Here is a 17,013-nt window from a genome sequence, read left to right as displayed (position 1 = left end):
CGTGTTTCCTGTTAGGAGGTAAACCTACCGGCTTGGACAGGCCGATTTGCTGCGCGTGGGTTAACGACCGTCAAGAAGGGGCTGACGTGGATCCCATCGCGGCCCTCCCGCGTCGTCCTTGCGCCGCCTGGCCATCGCCGACAACGCCTCCAGGACGACCCGGTTGCCGAGATAGGCGGTGATGTCCGCGTGATCGTACGGCGGCGCCACCTCCACCACCTCCATGCCGACCACGGGCAGCTCGTAACAGATCCGGCGCACGCTGTCGAGGAGCTGCCGCGCGGTGAGGCCGCCCGGCTCGGGGGTGCCGGTGCCGGGCGCGTGACCGGGGTCGCAGACGTCGATGTCCACCGAGAGGAAGACGCCCTCGCACTCGTCCAGCGCGATCGCGAACGCCTCGGTCAGGCACTCCTCCAGGCCGCGCGCGACGATCTCCGTCATCTCGTAGGAGCGCATCTTCCGCTCGGCCATCCAGCGCAGGGTCTCCGGCTCGGGCCAGTAGCCGCGCAGGCCGATCTGCAGGAACCGGTCGCCGCGGATGGCGCCGGACTCGATGAGCCTGCGCATGGGCTGGCCGTGACCGTAAAGGTGACCGAAGGCGATGTTGCCGGTGTCGGCGTGCGCGTCGAAGTGCAGCATCGACACCCGTCCCATGCCGCGCGCCGTCGCCACCCCGCGCGCGTCCGGCAGCGCGATCGTGTGGTCGCCGCCGAGCACGACGGGGATCGCCCCGGACAGCGCGATGCGCCGGACCGCCTCCTCGATGTGCGCGATCGACCCTTCGACGTCCCCGGAGTAGCACTCGACGTCGCCCGCGTCGTAGACCCGCAGGTCGCGCAACGCGTCGACGCGCAAAGCCAGGCTCGGCCTCGACCCGTCGGCCGGCAGATAGCACGCCTGGCGCAGCGCGCCCGGCCCGAACCTGGCGCCCGGCCGGTGCGAGGTGCCGCCGTCGAAGGGCGCTCCGATGATCACGACGTCGGCGTCGGCGAACGTGCCCGGGTCGGTCACGTCACAGCGGTCCACCCCGAGGAACGTGATGTCGGGTCCGAACATGGCGCCATATCTGGTCAACGGTCCCACCTCTCCACCCGGCTCGCTCCGGCCCCACATTACTGAAAAGGGCCATGGCGCCACCGGTGGCGAGACGGCCCGGAGGTTTCAGGACTCCTTTTCGGTCACTCCGGCGGAGTCGAAGGTCGCCACCTCGTGCATCACGCGTACGGCGGCGCAGACGAGCGGATGGGCGAGCAGGCCGCCGGTGCCCTCGCCGAGACGGAGTTCGAGGTCGACGAGGGGACGCAGGCCGAGGTGGTCCAGGGCCAGCCGGTGCCCGGGCTCGACCGACCGGTGCCCGGCGACGCAGTGGTCCACCGCCGCCGGGGCGAGCGCGGCGGCGGCCAGCGCCGCCGAGCCGGCGATCACCCCGTCGAGCAGCACCGGCACCCGCGCCGCCGCGCCGCCCAGGATGAACCCGGCGATCGCCGCGTGCTCCAGCCCGCCCACCGCCGCCAGCACCCGCAACCCGTCCTGGACGCCGTCACCGGCCGGTGGCACGAGGGCGTTGACGCGCAGGGCCTCGCGGACCGTGGCGATCTTGCGGGTGTGGGTGGGGTCGTCGATGCCGGTGCCGCGGCCGGTGGCGACGGCGGGGTCCGCGCCGGTGTAGGCGCACACGAGGGCGGCCGAGGCGGTGGTGTTGGCGATGCCCATGTCGCCGGTGATCAGGCAGCGGGCGCCGCCGCCGATGAGCTCGGCGGCGACCGAGATACCGGTCTCCAGCGCGGCCACGGCCTGCTGGACCGTCATCGCCGGCCCGCTGGACAGGTCGGCGGTCCCGTGGGCGACCTTGCGCAGGAGCAGGCCCGGCGCCGGGGCGAGATCCGCGGCCACGCCCACGTCTACCACCGTCACGGACGCGCCCACCTGGGCGGCGAACGCGTTGGCCACCGCGCCGCCCGCGGTGAAGTTGGCCACCATCTGGGTCGTGACCTCCTGCGGCCACGGGCTCACGCCGCGGGCGTGCACGCCGTGGTCGCCCGCGAAGATCGCCAGCGCGGCGGGCTCCGGCATGGGCGGCAGGCCGGTCCCCGCCGAGCCGGCCAGCCGTACCGCGACCTCTTCGAGCACGCCGAGCGAGCCGCGCGGCTTGGTGAGGCGGTCCTGGTGGGCGCGGGCCTCGGCGACGGCGCCCGGGTCGGCGGGGCGGATCGCGGCGATCGTCTCGTCGAGCAGGCTCATACGGTGTCTCCCGGGAAGTGGACGGTCCGCCCAGTCTCCACCAGCCCGGCCCGCTTTCCCATCCCGGGCCCGGTTCACCGGGCGGCCGTGGCGAGGGCCTCCTCGTAGCGGTCGATGACGACGTCGGCCAGGGCCTCGCAGTCGCCGATGACCTCGGCGCAGCGGATGTCCAGCTCGGGGTGGCCGGCGGCGTAGGCGAGGGCCTGGGCCCACACGCGTTCGAGCTGGCCGCCGGCGAAGAGGAGGTAGGGGACGACGATCACGCGGCGGGCGCCGAGCCGCCGGCAGCGTTCCAGGCCGCCGGTGACGCCGGGCGGGGTGAGCGACACGAAGGCCGTCTCGACGGTCATGAAGTCGTAGGCGTGGGTCTCCCAGAAGAGCCGGGAGACGCGGTGCACCTCGGCGTTGGCGGTCGGGTCCGTGGAGCCGTCGCCGACCAGGACCACGGCGGTCTCGCCCGGCTCCACCGGCGCCGCGTCCTCCTCGTGCGGCCACAGGCCGGACGGGCCGCGCAGCCGCGCCTCGTGCCCGCCGGAGAGGGCCGGTACGGTGTGCAGCCTCGGCACGTCCGCCGCCGCGTCCGCCAGCCGGTCGGCGAGGACGGACAGTACCCGCGGGTCGGGGCCGAGGGGCCGCCCGTAGTCGTACATGAGCGTCGGGTGGCGCTGCTGCTCCAGGGCCATCGCGGCCGGGATCCTGCCGCCCGCGAGCTGTTCGCCGTTGAGGGTCAGGGACAGCGCGACCAGCCGGTGGTGTCCCCGGGCGATGAGGGAGGCGACCGAGTCGCTCAGCCGGGGGCGCGCCTTCTCAAGATAGCCGCCGGACACGTCGGTGACTTTCTGGTCCAGTCGGCAGCGCAGCCGGTGCACGAATCTGCCGAACTCGGCGGCACCACTGTCCTCCCCCTGGCCGTGCCCGATGAGCAACAGCGGCGGCTTCATGCAGGCTTCTCCAAGTTTCTCGACGCGGTTTCGGCTAGCTGACCTGGGAGGACAGCAGCAAGGCAGCGCGAGGATATCCGATAAGGACACGCAAAGCACAGGTAACGACCTGGCAACGATACAGCTGGGGCAACTGCGGCCCAAGTGGCGTTATCCAGGCTCAGCCGGGCCCGATCCGGGTGCCGTGCACGATGTAGACGGGGGCGTTCGGGGCGAGGTGGTGGGCGCCGTCCAGCCGGGACGCGTGCAACCGGAGTCCTTCGGCGTGGTAGCCGTGCTCGCGCAGGATCGTGAGCAGGGCGGGCACCCGGTCCGCGGCGCCCAGGGTGCACACGAGGGACTCCGGTGACCGCGCGGCGCAGGCGGCGACCACGGCGGGACCGCCGCCGCCGACGTGCACGGCGTCCGGGTCGGGCAGCGGTTCGAGGGCGGCGGGCGCGTCCCCTCGGGTGAGCGCCACCTTGACGTGGTGTTCCAGCACGTTCCGCTTGATGGTCTCGCAGCGGGCCGGGTCGCGTTCCACGGCCACCACCGCCGCGCCGAAGCGGGCGCACTCGACGGCCACGTCGCCGGCCCCCGCGCCGACGTCCCACACCATCGCGCCGAGCCGCGGCCCGAGCCTGGCCAGCACGAACGCCCGCGCCTCCGGCCCGGCCCACGGCACCGCTCCGGGCGCCGCACCGCTCCCTGGCACGGCTGCCGCCGCCGGCCCGGGTACGGCATGCGGGGCGGAGGTGAAGTCGAGCGCCCACCGGCCGGGGCCTGGCCGTGCTCCGGCGAGCCAGGTCCGCTCCGCCGGGCGGTGCCGCGGGTCGAGGACCAGGACCAGCGCCGGGTCCCGCCACGGCCGGGTGGTCGCCTCGCCCATCCGGCTGTGCGTGATCCGCTCGCCGGGGCCGCCGAGGTCCTCGAAGACGATGAGGGCGCGCGGCGTGGTCGGGGCCAGTGCGCGGGCCAGCTCGGCGGGGCCGATCCCGGGGGCGGTCAGCACGGCGACCTTGTGGTGGGCGCGGCAGACGTTGGCCGCCCGCCGCAGGTCGGGGGCGGCCAGCACGAGGGCGTCCTCCCAGGGCAGGCCGGCCCGGCCGAAGGCGCGGGTGACCAGGGAGGCGGCGGGCAGCACCTCGGGGGCGAGGCCGCGCTCGCGCAGGGCGCGCACGACTCCGAAGAACCCGGGATCGCCGTCGGCGACCACCACCGCGGGCCCCTCCCCGCGCTCCAGGTGCGCCTCGACGGCCGCCACCGCGGCCGCGTCGTCCGCGGCCGGGACCGGGGGAACCGCCGTCCGCACCCGCCGCAGGATCCGCTCGGCGCCGGTGACCAGCGCGGCGGCGTCCAGCCTGGCCCGCGCGGCCGGCGACGGCTCCGAACCGTCGAACCCGATCACCGTGATCATCAACGTTTCACCGCCCTCCCCTCCAGAGTGACCGTCTCCCGGTCCGAGTTCCAGGTCACGAAGCCGCCGCCGCCACATCGGGAGCCCGCGAAAGCCCGCAAACGCCCTCGAAAGGGCTCACGGAGGAGCCGGATCCTCGCTGAGACGGCCGAAGACCACCATGTCGGTGCGCACGCCGCCGGGCAGCAGTCCGGCGCCGCGCAGCACGCCCTCCCTGGTGAACCCGGCCCGGTCCGCCACCCGCTGGGAGGCGGTGTTGCCGCTCGCGGCCCACAGGCCGACGCGCGCCAGACCGGCCGCGAAGGCGTGCCGTACCACGGCCTCGGTGGCCTCGGCGGCGAAGCCGTGGCCGCGCGCCCAGGGGGCGATCCAGTAGCCGCAGTAGGCGTGGCCGTCGTCCCAGTCGGCGCCGAACAGGGAGACGGCGCCGGACAGGCGGCCGGTCCCGGTGGCGACGACGGCCCACTGGACGCCGGTGTCGGGACTCTCGTGCGCGAGCCGGACGCAGAAGTCCCAGGCGCGCTCGGCGGTGAAGCCGATCGGCCACTTCAGCCAGCGCCGGATGTCCGGATCGGCGGAGACGGCGAGCAGGTCGTCGGCGTCGCCGGCGTGGAACGGGCGCAGCAGCAGCCGCGCCGTCGCCAGCCTGGCCGGGCCGAGCACGCGGTCCCGCCGGACCTGCCCGCTCGGCTGATCCTGCGCGAGCAGGCCGAAGACCACCAGGTCGCGTGGCCCGTCGGACTCGAACCCGGCGCCCCTCAGCACCCCTTCGCGGGCGAAACCGGACTTCTCCGCGACCCTGATCGAGGACGGGTTGTCCACGTTGGCGCGCAGCTCGATCCGGCGCAGGCCGACCTCGTCGAAGGCGTGCCGGGCCAGGCCGGCGAGGGCCTCGGGCGCGTAACCCCGGCCGCGGTGCGCCGGATGCACGCCGTAGCCGACCTCGGTGGTGCCCGCGCCCCAGTGGGTGCGGAACAGGCTGATCGAGCCGATCACCCGGCCCTCGGCCTCCATCGCCAGGTGGATGCCCTGGCCGGAGCGCTGGAGCTCGTGCACGCCGTGGTCGAGCCACTGCCCGACGCTCGCCACGTGCCGGGGCGCGCCGGCGGGCAGGAACTCGTCGCCGCTCTCCACCACCGCGCGGATCCGGTCCTGGTCGCCGCGGGAGAAGGGGCGCATGACCAGCCGCCGGGTCCCGACGGTGAGCCCGGGATCGAAGGTGCTCATGCTCCACTCCCCGCTCTGTCTCGAATTCCGGCGCACTACACCCCAGCGCATCAGAGATCGCCGCGCAACCCGGATATCACGCATGTTTGCCTTCAAAGCCGCGGGTAGGAGCCCGGGTCCGGACGCACCCCGGATCCGAAAGGGGGAGAACCATGGAACGCGGCAGTGCGAAACATGGGGCCCGGCTGGACGAGCAGCGCAGGAACAGGCCCGGCGGATCGGCCGGCATGACCCCCGCCGACGTGCAGCGCCGCAGCAATCTCGCCAAATGGCTGCACGGCGGCGACTTCCCCGCCGACCGGAGCCAGCTGATCGCCCGCGCCGAGGCGGTGCACGCTCCCGAGGCCGTGGTCGAGGCGGTCAGGTCGCTGCCCGACGTGCGGTTCGCGAACATCTCGGAGGTCGCTCAGGCACTCGGGCTCGGAGTCGAGCCCCGTCGCGGGTAGGAAGGGCGGCCATGAGACTGGACGCGATCCGGTCACTGTACGACCACGCCGGGCAGGCGTTCGCCTCCGTCTACCTCGACACCTGCCGGGTGGGCGCGGAGGGCGTGGCACGGCGCTGGCGGCGCCTGAGTCCCCGGCTCAGGGACGCCGGCGGCGACCCTTCGACGGTCGCCGCCATCGGCGACCTGCTGGCCTCGGACGCCGGTAGCGCCGGCTCCGCGCCGGGCCGCGCCCTCTTCGCCGCGGGCGGCGAGGTCCTGCTGGACGAGCCGCTGCCCGGCCCGCCGCGCAGGGAGCTGGCTCGCTGGTCGCCGCTGCCGCACGTGACGCCGATGCTCGCGCAGCGCGGGGAGAGCGTGCCGCACCTGCGGGTGCTCATCGACGACCGGGGCACGGACGTGGTGGTCGTCCGGGCCAGCGCGCAGGGCCGGGCGTTACCCGGGGTCGCGCCCGGCGGCTGGTCGCGGCACCGGTACGAGCCGGGCGTGGCGGACTCCTGGGAGGGCAACGCGGGCACGGTGGCCAAGCGGGTGAACGCCGAGGTGCGCAGGATCGGCGCCGAACTCGTCGTGGTGGCGGGCGAGCCGCAGGCGCGGGCCGTGCTCTGCGAGCATCTCGGCACCCAGGCGACCGACCGGGTGGTGATGGTCGACCACGACGGACGGGCGCGGGGGGCCGATCGCGGGCCGATGGAGAAGGGCGTGCAGGCGGCCGTGGACGACTGGGTCGGGCAGCGGCGCGCCGAGCTGATCGAGTACTACGGCGAGGGTCCCTCGGCGACCGGCCTGGCCGAGACCGTGCGCTGCCTGCGCCGGGGCCAGGTGGACGTGCTGCTGCTGGCCGGCGACCCGACGGCCGAGGCCCTGATGTGGGTCGGCCGCGAGGGCGGCCAGCTCGCGCTGGACCGCGCGGAGCTGACCGGCCGGGGGATCGCCGAGCCGGGCAGGGAACGCGCGGACGCCGCGCTGGCCCGCGCGGTGGCCGTCACGGACGCCGAGCTGTGGTTCGTGGAACGGGCCGCGCTGGGCACCGACGCGGCGGCGCTGCTCCGCTTCTGACCCGCCGGCCCGTCAGCCGTCGATGATGATCACTTCGAGGTTGCGCGGGCCGTGTACCCCCTCGACCCGGTTCAGCTCGATGTCGCTGGTGGCCGAAGGACCGGCGATCCAGGTGAGCGGCCTGGCCGGATCCAGCCGGCCGATGGCCTCGGGCAGGATGCCGGCGACCTGGTCGATCCGCACCAGGCACAGGTGGTAGTCGGGCAGCAGGGTGAGCGCGCGGCGGCCCTGGCCCGGCCCGGCGTCCAGCACGATCGTCCCGGTCTCGGCGATGGCCACGGCGCAGCCGGTGAGCACGCCGTCCACCGCGTTCAGCTCCTCCGCGCTCAGCGGCGGGTCGTCCCGGACGATCTGCGACCCCCCTTCCCCGGCTGCCGCCCGGCTCCACTCCTCGGGGACGCCGTCCGGCACCACGAGCCGGCCGACGCCGCGCTCCTTCAGCACCCTGCCGACGGTGGCGGCGACCTGCGCGGCCGGCACGACGTGCACCGTCGCCCGGTAGTCGTCCAGCCGGTCGGCCAGCAGCTCGGCCAGGCCCTCCTGTGACCGGGTCCGCCGGTAGCCACGGGGGATCTCGGTCTCCGGCGCGTTCGCCACCGCGGCGCGGATGCGGGAGAGGATCAGCTCGCGGGACCCCGCGGCGGGGGTGTCGGCGGTCATCGGCGGCCTCCGTCCGTCTGCTCCCACCAGTCGCGGAAGGACTGGGCGGGGATGTCCGGTATCTCGCGTGTGTCGGTCCAGCCGCCCAGCGGTCCGGGCAGCCGTCTGGGCACCAGCCTGCGGAACCTGCTGCCCATCCGCTGCGCGCGGGCCAGCCGTCCCGGCTTGCCGAACACCCAGCCCGCGGCGCGCATGCCGAGGCGTTCCGCGCGGGCGTGCCTCGCCCTGGATCGCAGGTGCACCAGCACCTCGGGGATGTCGATCGCCACCGGGCAGGCGTCGAAGCAGGCGCCGCACAGGCTGGAGGCGTAGGGCAGCGAGCGGTCCAGCTCCGAGCCCATGCCGCGCAGCTGCGGGGTGAGGATCGCGCCGATCGGCCCCGGGTACACCGAGCCGTACGCGTGACCGCCGGCCCGCTCGTAGACCGGGCAGACGTTGAGACAGGCGGAGCAGCGGATGCAGCGCAACGCCTGCCTGCCCACCTCGTCGGCGAGCACCTGGGTGCGCCCGTTGTCCACCAGCACGAGGTGGAACTCCTGCCCTTCGGTGGCCCCGGTCCACGAGGAGGTGTAGGGGTTCATCCGCTCCCCGGTGGAGCTGCGCGGCAGCAACTGGAGGAAGACCTCCAGGTCCTGCCAGCGGGGCAGCAGCTTCTCGATGCCCACCACGCTGATCAGCGTCTCCGGCAGGGTGAGGCACATCCGGCCGTTGCCCTCGGACTCCAGCACGACCAGGGTGCCGGTCTCCGCGATCATGAAGTTGGCCCCGGAGACGGCGACCTTGGTGGACAGGAAGCGCTCGCGCAGGTGCAGCCGGGCCGCCTCGGCCAGGGCGCGCGGCTCGTCGGTCAGCGACGCGGGCGCCGGCTTGCCCCACTCGGCCATCTTGGACAGGAAGATCTCCCGGATCTCCGAACGGTTGCGGTGGATCGCCGGGACCAGGATGTGCGAGGGGAAGTCGTCGCCGAGCTGCACGATCAGCTCGGCGAGGTCGGTCTCGTAGGCGGTGATGCCCTCTTCGGCCAGCGCCTCGTTGAGCTCGATCTCCTGGGTGGCCATCGACTTCACCTTGACCACCGACGTCTCACCGGTGGCCTTGACCAGCCCGGTGACGATGCGGTTGGCCTCGGCGGCGTCGGCGGCCCAGTGCACCTTGCCGCCCGCCCTGGTCACCGCCTCCTCCATCTGGAGCAGGTAGGTGTCCAGGTGGCGCAGCGTGTGGTCCTTGATCGCCTTCCCGGCCTGGCGCAGCTCCGCCCAGTCGGGCAGCTCGCCGACCACGCTCAGCCGCCTGTCGCGGATGGTGTGCGTGGCCTTGCGCAGGTTGAAGCGCAGCTGGGAGTCCTGTACGGCTGCCGCCGCGTTCCGCGGGAACGACGGCATGCCGAGGAAGGTGCCGCTCACCTGACCTCCTCCGTGGCCGCGAGGATCTCGGCCAGATGCATGATCCGGACGCCGGTGCGCTGCCGTTTCAGGGCGCCGCCGATGTGCATCAGGCAGGAGTTGTCGGCCGCGCAGAGCACCTCGGCCCCGGTGTCCATGACGTTGCGCACCTTGTCGGCGCACATGGCGGAGGAGACCGCGGCGTTCTTCACCGCGAACGTGCCGCCGAAGCCGCAGCACTCCTCCGCGCCGCGCAGCGGGACCAGCTCGAGGCCGCGCACCTGGGACAGCAGCCGGGTCGGCCGGTCGCCGACGCGCAGGCCGCGCAGCGAGTGGCAGGTCGGGTGGTAGGTCACCCGGTGCGGGAAGTAGGCGCCGACGTCGGTGACGCCGAGCACGTCCACCAGGAACTCCGACAGGTCGTGCACCTTCGGCGTCATCTCGGCCACCGCGCCCGCCAGGCCGCTCGGCACCCGGGGTCCGGAGGACCGGGCGGCGTGCACGAGCCGGGGGTACTGCTCGCGGACCATCGCCGCGCACGATCCCGAGGGGGCCACCACGGCGTCGTACCCGGCGAAGACGTCGACGAAGTGCTCGGCCAGCCGTACCCCTTCGGCGCGGTAGCCGGTGTTGACGTGCATCTGCCCGCAGCAGGTCTGGGCGGCGGGGAACTCGACCTCGCAGCCGAGCCGTCTCAGCAGGGACACCACCGCCTGCCCGGTGCCGGGGAACAGTGTGTCGTTGACACACGTGATGAACAGTGCGACGCGCACGTGACTTCCCTCTCGACTTCCCTGTCCGACCGCCGTTTGTGGTCTGACCACAGTATGGTCGGACCATATGGGGACACAAGACACCGGGTGGCGTCCGGTGCGCCGGGCGCGCACCTTCGAGGACGTGCTCGCGGAGATCGAGCGGCGCATCGTGGCGGACGGCCTGACGCCCGGCGACCGCCTTCCCGGCGAGCGCAGGCTGGCCGAGCAGCTCCAGGTCAGCCGTTCGTCGGTGCGCGAGGCGTTGCGCGTGCTGGAGACGCTCGGCGTGGTCTCCTCCCAGGCCGGGCGGGGTCCCGACGCGGGCGCGGTGCTCACCTCACGGCCCGGCGACGCGCTGACCGACCTGCTCAGGCTGCATCTCGGCCTGTCCAGCCTGTCCATGCGGGAGGTGGTCGAGACGCGGATGATGATCGAGCAGTGGTCGGCCGGGCGCGCGGCCGGGCACGCCACCGCCGAGCACCTGGCGCTGCTGCGGGCGGCGCTGGCGAACATGGAGCGGTCCGGGTCGGTCGAGGAGTTCGTCCGGCACGACGCGGGGTTCCACCTGGCGATCGCCGAGATGTCCGGCAACCGGCTCCAGGCGGCGACCATGCGCGCGCTGCGCGCCGCCGTCGAGGGCTACGCGGTGGAGGCGGTGACCCGGCTCGGCGGCACCGAGCGGCTCATGGCCGAGCACCGGGCGATCTACGACGCCATCGCCGCCGGGGACCGGGAGGCCGCCGTGACCGCCACCACCCGGCACCTCACCCACACATATCCCGAAATATCCGAACCCTGACCCCAGCCCTCCACCCGAGCCCCGACCCGAGCGCCGACCCGACCCCTGCCCCGAGCCCTCCCCCGAGCCCTCCCCCGACCCCTGCCCTGGGCGCCGCCCCGAGTCCCGGCCTCGCCCCCGGGGCCTTGGGTGTCATCGCGCGTCCGCCACCCGGCAGCTCGCCCCGCTGCACCGCGCCATCTCCCGGAGCTTGTCGCGCAGCCCGGCGATCAGGTCGTGCGGGGCCTCGTCGGCGATGTTGTGCAACTGGTGGGGATCGACCACGAGGTCGTAGAGCTGGCGCTCCCCCATGTCGTACTCGACGTAGGTGTACCGCGCGGTGCGCAGCGCCCGGTAGGGCGGCACCGGGGCGGACGGCGTGGACTGCTGCCACGGCGGCCGGTAGAACTCGACCAGGACGTTCTTCCGCCAGGACTCCGGCGTGCGCCCGGCCAGCAGCGGCGCCAGCGAGCGGCCCTCGGCGAACCCGGGCACCTCGGCCCCGGCCAGCTCGGCGAAGGTCGGCGCGAGGTCCACGGTGGCCGACAGCGCCGAGACCTTCGACCCCGCGGGCACCCCAGGCCCGCGCACCACCATCGGCACCCTGATGTCCTCCTCGTACGGCGAGGTCTTCCCGTACCGCAGGCGGTGCTGGCCGAGGTGGTAGCCGTTGTCGGAGGTGAAGAACAGGTAGGTGTCCGCGAGCCGGCCCGCGGTGCGCAGCTCCTCGACCAGCGCCCCCACCATGTCGTCCACGCCCAGCATGGCCCGCAGCCGCGCCCGGTAACGCTCGTCGGCCTGCGCGATCTCGTGCTCGGACATCCGGGGCAGCGCCCGCAGCCAGGCCGGCTCGGCCTCCACGTCCTCCTGGTCGAAGGACGGCGTGCGGGGGGCCATCACGTCGGAGAAGGCTCCGGCGTGCCGCCAGGCCGGGTTGGCCGGCGCGTGCGGCGCCACCGGGGCGAGATAGAGGAAGAACGGCGCCTCGCCGCGGACGAACTCGCGCGCCTTGACGCTCAGCACGTCGGTCAGGTAATCCTGCGGATGGTCGCCGTAATCGCGCAGCGAACCGTTCTCGTTCATCGTGTAGCGGTATTCGCGGTAGAGATGCGTGACCGGAACATCCCATTCGTCCCACCCGGGTGGCACATATGTCGGATGTGTCGCCATACCCGGATAGTGGTTGAGATATTTGCCCATCAACCCCGTGCGATAACCGGCTTCTTGCATCCATGTCCCGATCGTGGAACGTTCCAGACCTTGTTTATAGAATCTCGCGAATCCCCCTTCGGGGGCGGTGTTGGTGTAAACCTCGTGGCTGTGTACATACTGCGAGCGCAGGACGGAGGCGCGGGAGGGGCAGCACCAGGAGTTGCTGACGAAAAACCGGTCGAAGGATGCCCCTTGGCGGACCATCTGCTCAGAGATATTGGGGAAAAGGCTGAGATCCACCGAATCCAGATCGTCCACCATGATCATCACGATATTCGGCCGGGGGGCGGTACCCGCGTCGGCAGGCCGTACGGGCAATGGCTGCGCGCCGGCCAGCGCCAGCATGACCATGACGACCACGGCCATGCCGACCGGCCAGCAGGCGATCCTTTTCACAACCCAGGCTTTCCCCGTCCAAGAAAAGCCGACACTCGACCAATCCAGCTAGAACATGTTCTAATCAGCCGGTGACCGACGATCTGAGACTCGGCCTCAACCTGGGCTACTGGCAGCGCGGACCGGACGACGCCTGACCAGCGACGGCGAGCACTACCCGCTGCCCCTCCCCGGCGGCGCCCGCCTCGGCAAGCCGCTCAAGCTCATCACGCACCCGCTCCGCGCCGAGATCCCGCTCTACCTCGGCGCGGAGGGACCGAGGAACGTCGCGCTCGCCGCCGAGACGGCCGACGGCTGGCTGCCGCTGTTCGTCTTCCCCGAGAAGATCGAGGAGATGTACGGCGCCTCGCTCGCCGCGGCCCCGCCCGGCTTCGACGTCGCCGCCATGGTCACGGTGCTGGTCACCGACGACGTGCGGGCCGCCCTCGACACCGTCAAGCTCACCCTCGCCCTCTACATCGGCGGCATGGGCGCCAGAAGCCGCAACTTCCACGCCGACGTCTTTGCCAGAATGGGCTACGCCGAGGTCACCGAACGGATCCAGGCGCTCTATCTCGCCGGACGCAAGGAGGAGGCGTGCCACGCCGTCCCGGACGAACTCGCCGACGGCATCTCCCTGGTCGGGCCGGCCGGCCGGATCAGGGAACGGCTCGCGCCCTGGCGCCGCTCCCCGGTGACGAGCCTGCTGGCGATGGGCCCGCGGGAGGAGACGGCACTGCGCGCGGTCCGCGACGCCGTGCTCGGCTGAGACTTCCATCCAGCTCCAAGCCGGGATCAAGTGGGCGGGAGCACGATCGGCGTCGTCCGCACCTACTCCGACAAGGCGGCCGATGACCGATACGGTGCTCATTCTCGCGGGTGAGGAGGACACGCAGGCGAGGCACGTCGCCCAGGCGCTCACCGGCCGCGGCGCGCACCCCGTGCTCCTCGACCCCGCCCGCCTCGCCACCGCGGCCCGGCTGTCCGTCACCCTGCGCCCGGACGGCGCCCGCCGCCTCACCGCCGGCGTCCTCGACCTCGACCTCGACGACCTGGCCTCGGTGTGGTTCCGCCGTCTCGGCCCGCCCGCTCCCCCGCAGGCCGGGGTGTCCGCGACGCTCGCCGGCCTCTGGGACGGCCTCGGCTGCACGGCGGTGCCCGCCAGGCCGGTCGCCGTCCTGCGCGCCCGGTACAAACTGCTCCAGCTCCTCACCGCCGAACGCGCCGGGCTCGACGTGCCCGCCACCCTGGTCACCACCGACCCCGACGAGTGCCTGCGCTTCTACCTGGAGAACGGCGGGCGGATCGTCAGCACGGAACTCGACGGCGACGTCCCACCCGGGGCCGGCCACGCGCCGGGGCCGCTGCTCGCCCAGGCGTACCCGGAGCGCAGGCTGTCGGTACGGGTGATCGTGGTGGGCGAGCGGGTGTTCGCGGCGGAGATCCACGTCGCGGGCAGCCGCCGCTGGGTGCGCCCGCACCGCCTGCCCACCGGGGTCGGCGACGCCTGCCACGACCTCGTCGGCCGCCTCGACCTGTGCTACGGCGCCGTGGACCTGGCCCTGACCCCCGACGACCGGTACATCTTCGCCGAGGTCAACCCCACCGGCGGCTACCTGCTCATCGAGGAGGCCACCCGGCTGCCCATCACCCCGGCCCTCTGCGACCTCCTCCTGCGCCGCCAGGGGGAGGGCGGGGACCTCAGTCCGGGCGCGGGCCCGGGTTCGCCGTGACCGAGCGCAGCAGCGGAGAGCTCAGCGCGCCGGCGCCCACCACGCCGGCGAACCCGCCCACGACGCAGACGCCCAGGGCGAGCACCCCGGTGACGTTCAGCCCCGCGTAGACGAACGGCAGCGCGCAGAACATGCCGGTCGCGACCGAGCCGCCGCCCATCACGACCAGCGGGACCAGCGTCTCCGAACGGCGCGCCCGGTCCAGCACGGACAGCGGCGTACCGGCCAGGCGCAGCAGCGCGTACGTCTGCCTGCGGTCCAGCACCGAGGACGCGGCCGTGATGCCCGCGCTCGTGGTCGCGACCAGCAGCGACACGGCGAGCACCACGACGGTGCCGGTGCGGATGTCGCCGAGCAGCAGCATGCCCGGGAGATCGTCCTCGGCGGGCGTGCTCGCGCCACGGCCGGGGACGAGCCCGTCGAGCGCGGTGCGGGCCCGTTCGAGAACCTCGGGCGAGCCCTCCCGGGGGCTCCCGCCGGTACTGCCCGGAGTGGCGGCGGGCTCGGGGGTCACCTCGACCAGGCGCCGGTCCCCCGTGCCGGTGACCGTCACCCGCGCGGGCACCCCGGCCGCGCGCAACCGCCGCTCGGCCCCGGCCTGGACCGTCGCGGCCTGGGCGGCGGGCACCCCCAGCCGCAACCGGTCGGCCGGCGCGTCGCCCAGCAGCCCGGCCGACGGGCTGAGCAGGCCGACGAACCCGGCCACGAAGCCGGTGAGCGCGACGCCGCCGACCGTCCGCCAGGCCGAGCGGGGATCGTCCACCAGCCGCCGCCCGGCCAGCAGCCAGGCCGGCCGCCGTGCCGTACCGGCCATCACCCTGCCGATCAGCGCCACGACCCACGGGCCGACCAGGTTCACCGCCAGGAACGGCAGGGCGAGCGCGACCGCCACCACGACCACGCCCGCGTTCCCCCGGCCCAGCACGGGGAAGGCGCCGACGACGGCCAGGAACGCGACCACCCGCAGGACCCGCATGCCGGGCGGCGTCTCCCGCCTGGCGACGCCGAGCGGGCTGACCACCACCCGCCGCAGGCCGAGCACCGCGGACGCCCCCACCAGCAGCGGCACGGCGAGCAGCACGCCGAACGTGATCAGGACGCCGGGCCACAGGTCCGCGACGAACCAGGTGCCCCCCGCGACGGTGATCCGCGCCAGCAGCGGCGTCATCGCCAAGTAGCCGGCCACGCCGGCGACCGCGCCGGCGAGGGCGAGCAGGATCGCCTCCACCACCGTCATCCCCACGACCTGCCCGGGGGTGGCCCCGACCAGCCGCAACGCCGCCAGCCGCTGGTCACGCCTGGCCACCGTCAGCCGGGCCGCCGCGCCGCTGAACACCAGCAACGGCACCACCATGAGCACGCCGGCGACCAGCGCCAGGCTCTGGTAGGCCACGGCGTCGGCGCCGTGGCGCCCGGTGAAGTCCGCGACCGGGGTCGGCGCCACGCCGTCGCCGCCCCGGCCGGGGGCCAGTGCCGGGTCATCCGGCGCCCTGCCGAGCACGGCGACGAGTTCCCCGGGGTGGACCAGCGTCTCGCCGGCGAGGGTGCCCGCCACGTTCGGGAAACGCCCGCCGAGCCGGTCCGGGGGCGTCTCGCGCACCAGGGCGGCCAGCGCGGGCGACAGCCACGCCTCACCGGGGGCGGGGAAGCGTGCCGCCCCCGGCGGCGGAGCCACGCCGGGCCGCAGCGCGGCCACCTCCGCCACGGTGATCATCCGCCCCTGGAAGAAGTCCCGCCGCACACCCTGCACGGCCACCGCCCGAGCCGCGTCCGCCGGGACCGGGTTGCGCCACGCCTCCCGGTCGGCCCGGTGCTCGAAGGCGACGTTGACCGCCACGGTGAACATCAGGAACGCCGTCGAAACGGCCACCGCCGCCAGCGTCAGCCCCGCGCCGATCAGCCCGCGCCGCCCGCCCCCGCGCAGCAGCCGCCAGGCGATCGTCACCGCGGCGCTCACCGGACACCCCCGGCCCGCTCCGCCACCTGGCCCGCGGCCCGCCGCCGGCAGGACGCCAGCACACCCGCCACCCACCATCGGCAGGCCGCCGCCAGCCCCTTGTAGAACGCCCGCGCGCTCATCGGGCACCACCGCCGGAGAACTCGGGCGAGGGAGTGTGCCCCGGCAGCAGCCGGCCGTCCCGGACCTCGACCACGCGGTGGCACCAGCGAGCCACCTGCGGGTCGTGGGTGACCACCACCAGCGAGGCGCCGTTGTGCGCGGCGGCCGTGACCAGCGTGTGCATCGTGTCGTGACCGGTCGCCTGGTCGAGCGCCCCGGTGGGCTCGTCGGCGAAGACCACCGAGGGGCCGGTCACCAAAGCCCGCGCGATCGCCACCCGCTGGGCCTGGCCGCCGGACAGCTCGCCCGGCCGCTGCCCCTCCATCCCGCCGAGGCCGAGCGGCCCGAACCAGGTGCGCGCCTGCTGTACGGCCCGGGCGCGCGGGACGCCGCCGAGCATGAGCGGCAGCGCCACGTTCTCCTCCGCGGGCAGCTCCGGCAGCAGTTGCCCGAACTGGAACACGAACCCGAACCTGCTCCGCCGCAGCGCGCTCCGCTCCCGTTCCCGCATGCCGTCCACCCGGCGTCCCAGCAGGGTCACCTCGCCCGCGTCCGGCCGCATGATCCCGGCCAGGCAGTGCAGCAGGGTTGATTTCCCCGACCCGCTCGGCCCCATGATCGCCACCGCCTCGCCGCCGCGCACGGCGAGGTCCACGCCGTCCAGCGCGACCGTCCGCCCGAACCGCTTGACCAGCCCGCGGCCTTCGAGCACCACACCTTCAGTCATGCCGTCAAGGCTCCCGCCGGGCC

Annotated in this window: 18 protein-coding genes; 6 read left to right on the top strand and 12 right to left on the bottom strand. The window is 74.0% G+C overall.

Annotated elements, in window-relative coordinates; all coding sequences use genetic code 11:
- Positions 1-60 precede the first annotated feature (60 nt).
- The 5 genes from speB to QSK26_RS29120 form a co-directional block, all read right to left on the bottom strand.
- Positions 61-1,074, bottom strand: a complete 1,014-nt coding sequence (speB, locus tag QSK26_RS29140; protein WP_285778482.1) for an agmatinase — start codon at positions 1,072-1,074, stop codon at positions 61-63.
- An 87-nt stretch (positions 1,075-1,161) separates the two neighbouring features.
- The gene (gene cobT, locus QSK26_RS29135; RefSeq protein ID WP_285778481.1) at positions 1,162-2,241 is read right to left on the bottom strand and encodes a nicotinate-nucleotide--dimethylbenzimidazole phosphoribosyltransferase; all 1,080 of its coding nucleotides are present in this window, start codon (positions 2,239-2,241) and stop codon (positions 1,162-1,164) included.
- A 74-nt stretch (positions 2,242-2,315) separates the two neighbouring features.
- Entirely contained in the window at positions 2,316-3,182 is an 867-nt protein-coding gene (locus tag QSK26_RS29130; RefSeq protein ID WP_285778480.1) for a sirohydrochlorin chelatase, read from the bottom strand.
- Between the two features lie 160 nt (positions 3,183-3,342).
- The gene (locus QSK26_RS29125) at positions 3,343-4,578 is read right to left on the bottom strand and encodes a bifunctional cobalt-precorrin-7 (C(5))-methyltransferase/cobalt-precorrin-6B (C(15))-methyltransferase (RefSeq protein WP_285778479.1); all 1,236 of its coding nucleotides are present in this window, start codon (positions 4,576-4,578) and stop codon (positions 3,343-3,345) included.
- 117 nt (positions 4,579-4,695) lie between these two features.
- A complete protein-coding gene (locus QSK26_RS29120) occupies positions 4,696-5,805 on the bottom strand; it encodes a GNAT family N-acetyltransferase (RefSeq protein WP_285778478.1) in 1,110 nt (369 codons plus the stop codon).
- A 152-nt stretch (positions 5,806-5,957) separates the two neighbouring features.
- Between QSK26_RS29120 and QSK26_RS29115 the strand changes: the two genes are divergently transcribed.
- Both QSK26_RS29115 and QSK26_RS29110 read left to right on the top strand, forming a co-directional pair.
- The gene (locus QSK26_RS29115; protein ID WP_285778477.1) at positions 5,958-6,251 is read left to right on the top strand and encodes a DUF2795 domain-containing protein; all 294 of its coding nucleotides are present in this window, start codon (positions 5,958-5,960) and stop codon (positions 6,249-6,251) included.
- An 11-nt stretch (positions 6,252-6,262) separates the two neighbouring features.
- Positions 6,263-7,309: a baeRF2 domain-containing protein gene (locus QSK26_RS29110; protein WP_285778476.1), complete on the top strand. Its 1,047-nt coding sequence runs from the start codon at positions 6,263-6,265 to the stop codon at positions 7,307-7,309.
- Between the two features lie 12 nt (positions 7,310-7,321).
- Here the strand turns inward: QSK26_RS29110 and QSK26_RS29105 are convergent, their stop codons facing one another.
- The 3 genes from QSK26_RS29105 to QSK26_RS29095 are packed head-to-tail and all read right to left on the bottom strand — an operon-like array spanning position 7,322 to position 10,124.
- Positions 7,322-7,969, bottom strand: a complete 648-nt coding sequence (locus QSK26_RS29105) for a LutC/YkgG family protein (protein ID WP_285778475.1) — start codon at positions 7,967-7,969, stop codon at positions 7,322-7,324.
- Positions 7,966-9,372 carry a lactate utilization protein B gene (locus tag QSK26_RS29100; protein ID WP_285778474.1) on the bottom strand — a complete coding sequence of 469 codons (1,407 nt, stop codon included), beginning with the start codon at positions 9,370-9,372 and terminating at the stop codon, positions 7,966-7,968. Before QSK26_RS29100 ends, QSK26_RS29105 begins: the two co-directional genes overlap by 4 nt.
- Positions 9,369-10,124 (bottom strand): (Fe-S)-binding protein, encoded by a 756-nt coding sequence (locus QSK26_RS29095; protein ID WP_285778473.1) that lies wholly within the window; start codon positions 10,122-10,124, stop codon positions 9,369-9,371. Before QSK26_RS29095 ends, QSK26_RS29100 begins: the two co-directional genes overlap by 4 nt.
- A 67-nt stretch (positions 10,125-10,191) precedes the next feature.
- Between QSK26_RS29095 and QSK26_RS29090 the strand changes: the two genes are divergently transcribed.
- Entirely contained in the window at positions 10,192-10,905 is a 714-nt protein-coding gene (locus QSK26_RS29090; protein ID WP_285778472.1) for a FadR/GntR family transcriptional regulator, read from the top strand.
- A gap of 132 nt (positions 10,906-11,037) precedes the next feature.
- On the opposite strand, the gene QSK26_RS29085 is transcribed toward QSK26_RS29090, so the two are convergent.
- Positions 11,038-12,357 (bottom strand): sulfatase family protein, encoded by a 1,320-nt coding sequence (locus tag QSK26_RS29085; protein WP_285778555.1) that lies wholly within the window; start codon positions 12,355-12,357, stop codon positions 11,038-11,040.
- On the opposite strand from QSK26_RS29085, the gene QSK26_RS29080 reads away from it, so the two are divergent.
- The 3 genes from QSK26_RS29080 (at position 12,289) to QSK26_RS29070 (ending at position 14,204) form a co-directional block, all read left to right on the top strand.
- Positions 12,289-12,567: a hypothetical protein gene (locus tag QSK26_RS29080; protein WP_285778558.1), complete on the top strand. Its 279-nt coding sequence runs from the start codon at positions 12,289-12,291 to the stop codon at positions 12,565-12,567. The two genes, QSK26_RS29085 and QSK26_RS29080, sit on opposite strands and share 69 nt — an antisense overlap.
- A gap of 34 nt (positions 12,568-12,601) precedes the next feature.
- Complete coding sequence (locus tag QSK26_RS29075; RefSeq protein WP_352244414.1) at positions 12,602-13,240, top strand: LLM class flavin-dependent oxidoreductase; 639 nt, start codon at positions 12,602-12,604, stop codon at positions 13,238-13,240.
- 82 nt (positions 13,241-13,322) lie between these two features.
- Positions 13,323-14,204: an ATP-grasp domain-containing protein gene (locus QSK26_RS29070; protein ID WP_285778471.1), complete on the top strand. Its 882-nt coding sequence runs from the start codon at positions 13,323-13,325 to the stop codon at positions 14,202-14,204.
- On the opposite strand, the gene QSK26_RS29065 is transcribed toward QSK26_RS29070, so the two are convergent.
- Genes QSK26_RS29065 through QSK26_RS29055 form a run of 3 tightly spaced genes read right to left on the bottom strand, consistent with a single transcriptional unit; the run spans position 14,173 to position 16,990 of the window.
- Positions 14,173-16,161, bottom strand: a complete 1,989-nt coding sequence (locus QSK26_RS29065; RefSeq protein WP_285778470.1) for an FtsX-like permease family protein — start codon at positions 16,159-16,161, stop codon at positions 14,173-14,175. The genes QSK26_RS29070 and QSK26_RS29065 overlap by 32 nt on opposite strands.
- A complete protein-coding gene (locus QSK26_RS29060; protein WP_285778469.1) occupies positions 16,158-16,283 on the bottom strand; it encodes a hypothetical protein in 126 nt (41 codons plus the stop codon). The genes QSK26_RS29065 and QSK26_RS29060 overlap by 4 nt, the downstream gene beginning before the upstream one ends.
- On the bottom strand, positions 16,280-16,990 hold the full coding sequence (locus tag QSK26_RS29055; RefSeq protein WP_285778468.1) for an ABC transporter ATP-binding protein: 711 nt from the start codon (positions 16,988-16,990) through the stop codon (positions 16,280-16,282). The genes QSK26_RS29060 and QSK26_RS29055 overlap by 4 nt, the downstream gene beginning before the upstream one ends.
- Between the last annotated feature and the right edge of the window lie 23 nt (positions 16,991-17,013).

Origin of the sequence: Microtetraspora sp. NBRC 13810, from assembly GCF_030268685.1 — a bacterium.
Classification (GTDB): domain Bacteria; phylum Actinomycetota; class Actinomycetes; order Streptosporangiales; family Streptosporangiaceae; genus BSRQ01.
This window is presented reverse-complemented; position numbering and strand designations above follow the sequence as displayed.

Excerpts from the sequence above, each read along its gene's own strand:
- QSK26_RS29105 (WP_285778475.1), bottom strand. The coding sequence starts at position 7,969 with ATGACCGCCGACACCCCCGCCGCGGGGTCCCGCGAGCTGATCCTCTCC.
- QSK26_RS29120 (WP_285778478.1), bottom strand. The coding sequence starts at position 5,805 with ATGAGCACCTTCGATCCCGGGCTCACCGTCGGGACCCGGCGGCTGGTC.
- QSK26_RS29130 (WP_285778480.1), bottom strand. The coding sequence starts at position 3,182 with ATGAAGCCGCCGCTGTTGCTCATCGGGCACGGCCAGGGGGAGGACAGT.
- QSK26_RS29090 (WP_285778472.1), top strand. The coding sequence starts at position 10,192 with ATGGGGACACAAGACACCGGGTGGCGTCCGGTGCGCCGGGCGCGCACC.
- QSK26_RS29085 (WP_285778555.1), bottom strand. The coding sequence starts at position 12,357 with ATGGTGGACGATCTGGATTCGGTGGATCTCAGCCTTTTCCCCAATATC.
- cobT (WP_285778481.1), bottom strand. The coding sequence starts at position 2,241 with ATGAGCCTGCTCGACGAGACGATCGCCGCGATCCGCCCCGCCGACCCG.
- QSK26_RS29115 (WP_285778477.1), top strand. The coding sequence starts at position 5,958 with ATGGAACGCGGCAGTGCGAAACATGGGGCCCGGCTGGACGAGCAGCGC.
- QSK26_RS29060 (WP_285778469.1), bottom strand. The coding sequence starts at position 16,283 with ATGAGCGCGCGGGCGTTCTACAAGGGGCTGGCGGCGGCCTGCCGATGG.
- QSK26_RS29110 (WP_285778476.1), top strand. The coding sequence starts at position 6,263 with ATGAGACTGGACGCGATCCGGTCACTGTACGACCACGCCGGGCAGGCG.
- QSK26_RS29055 (WP_285778468.1), bottom strand. The coding sequence starts at position 16,990 with ATGACTGAAGGTGTGGTGCTCGAAGGCCGCGGGCTGGTCAAGCGGTTC.
- QSK26_RS29125 (WP_285778479.1), bottom strand. The coding sequence starts at position 4,578 with ATGATCACGGTGATCGGGTTCGACGGTTCGGAGCCGTCGCCGGCCGCG.
- QSK26_RS29070 (WP_285778471.1), top strand. The coding sequence starts at position 13,323 with ATGACCGATACGGTGCTCATTCTCGCGGGTGAGGAGGACACGCAGGCG.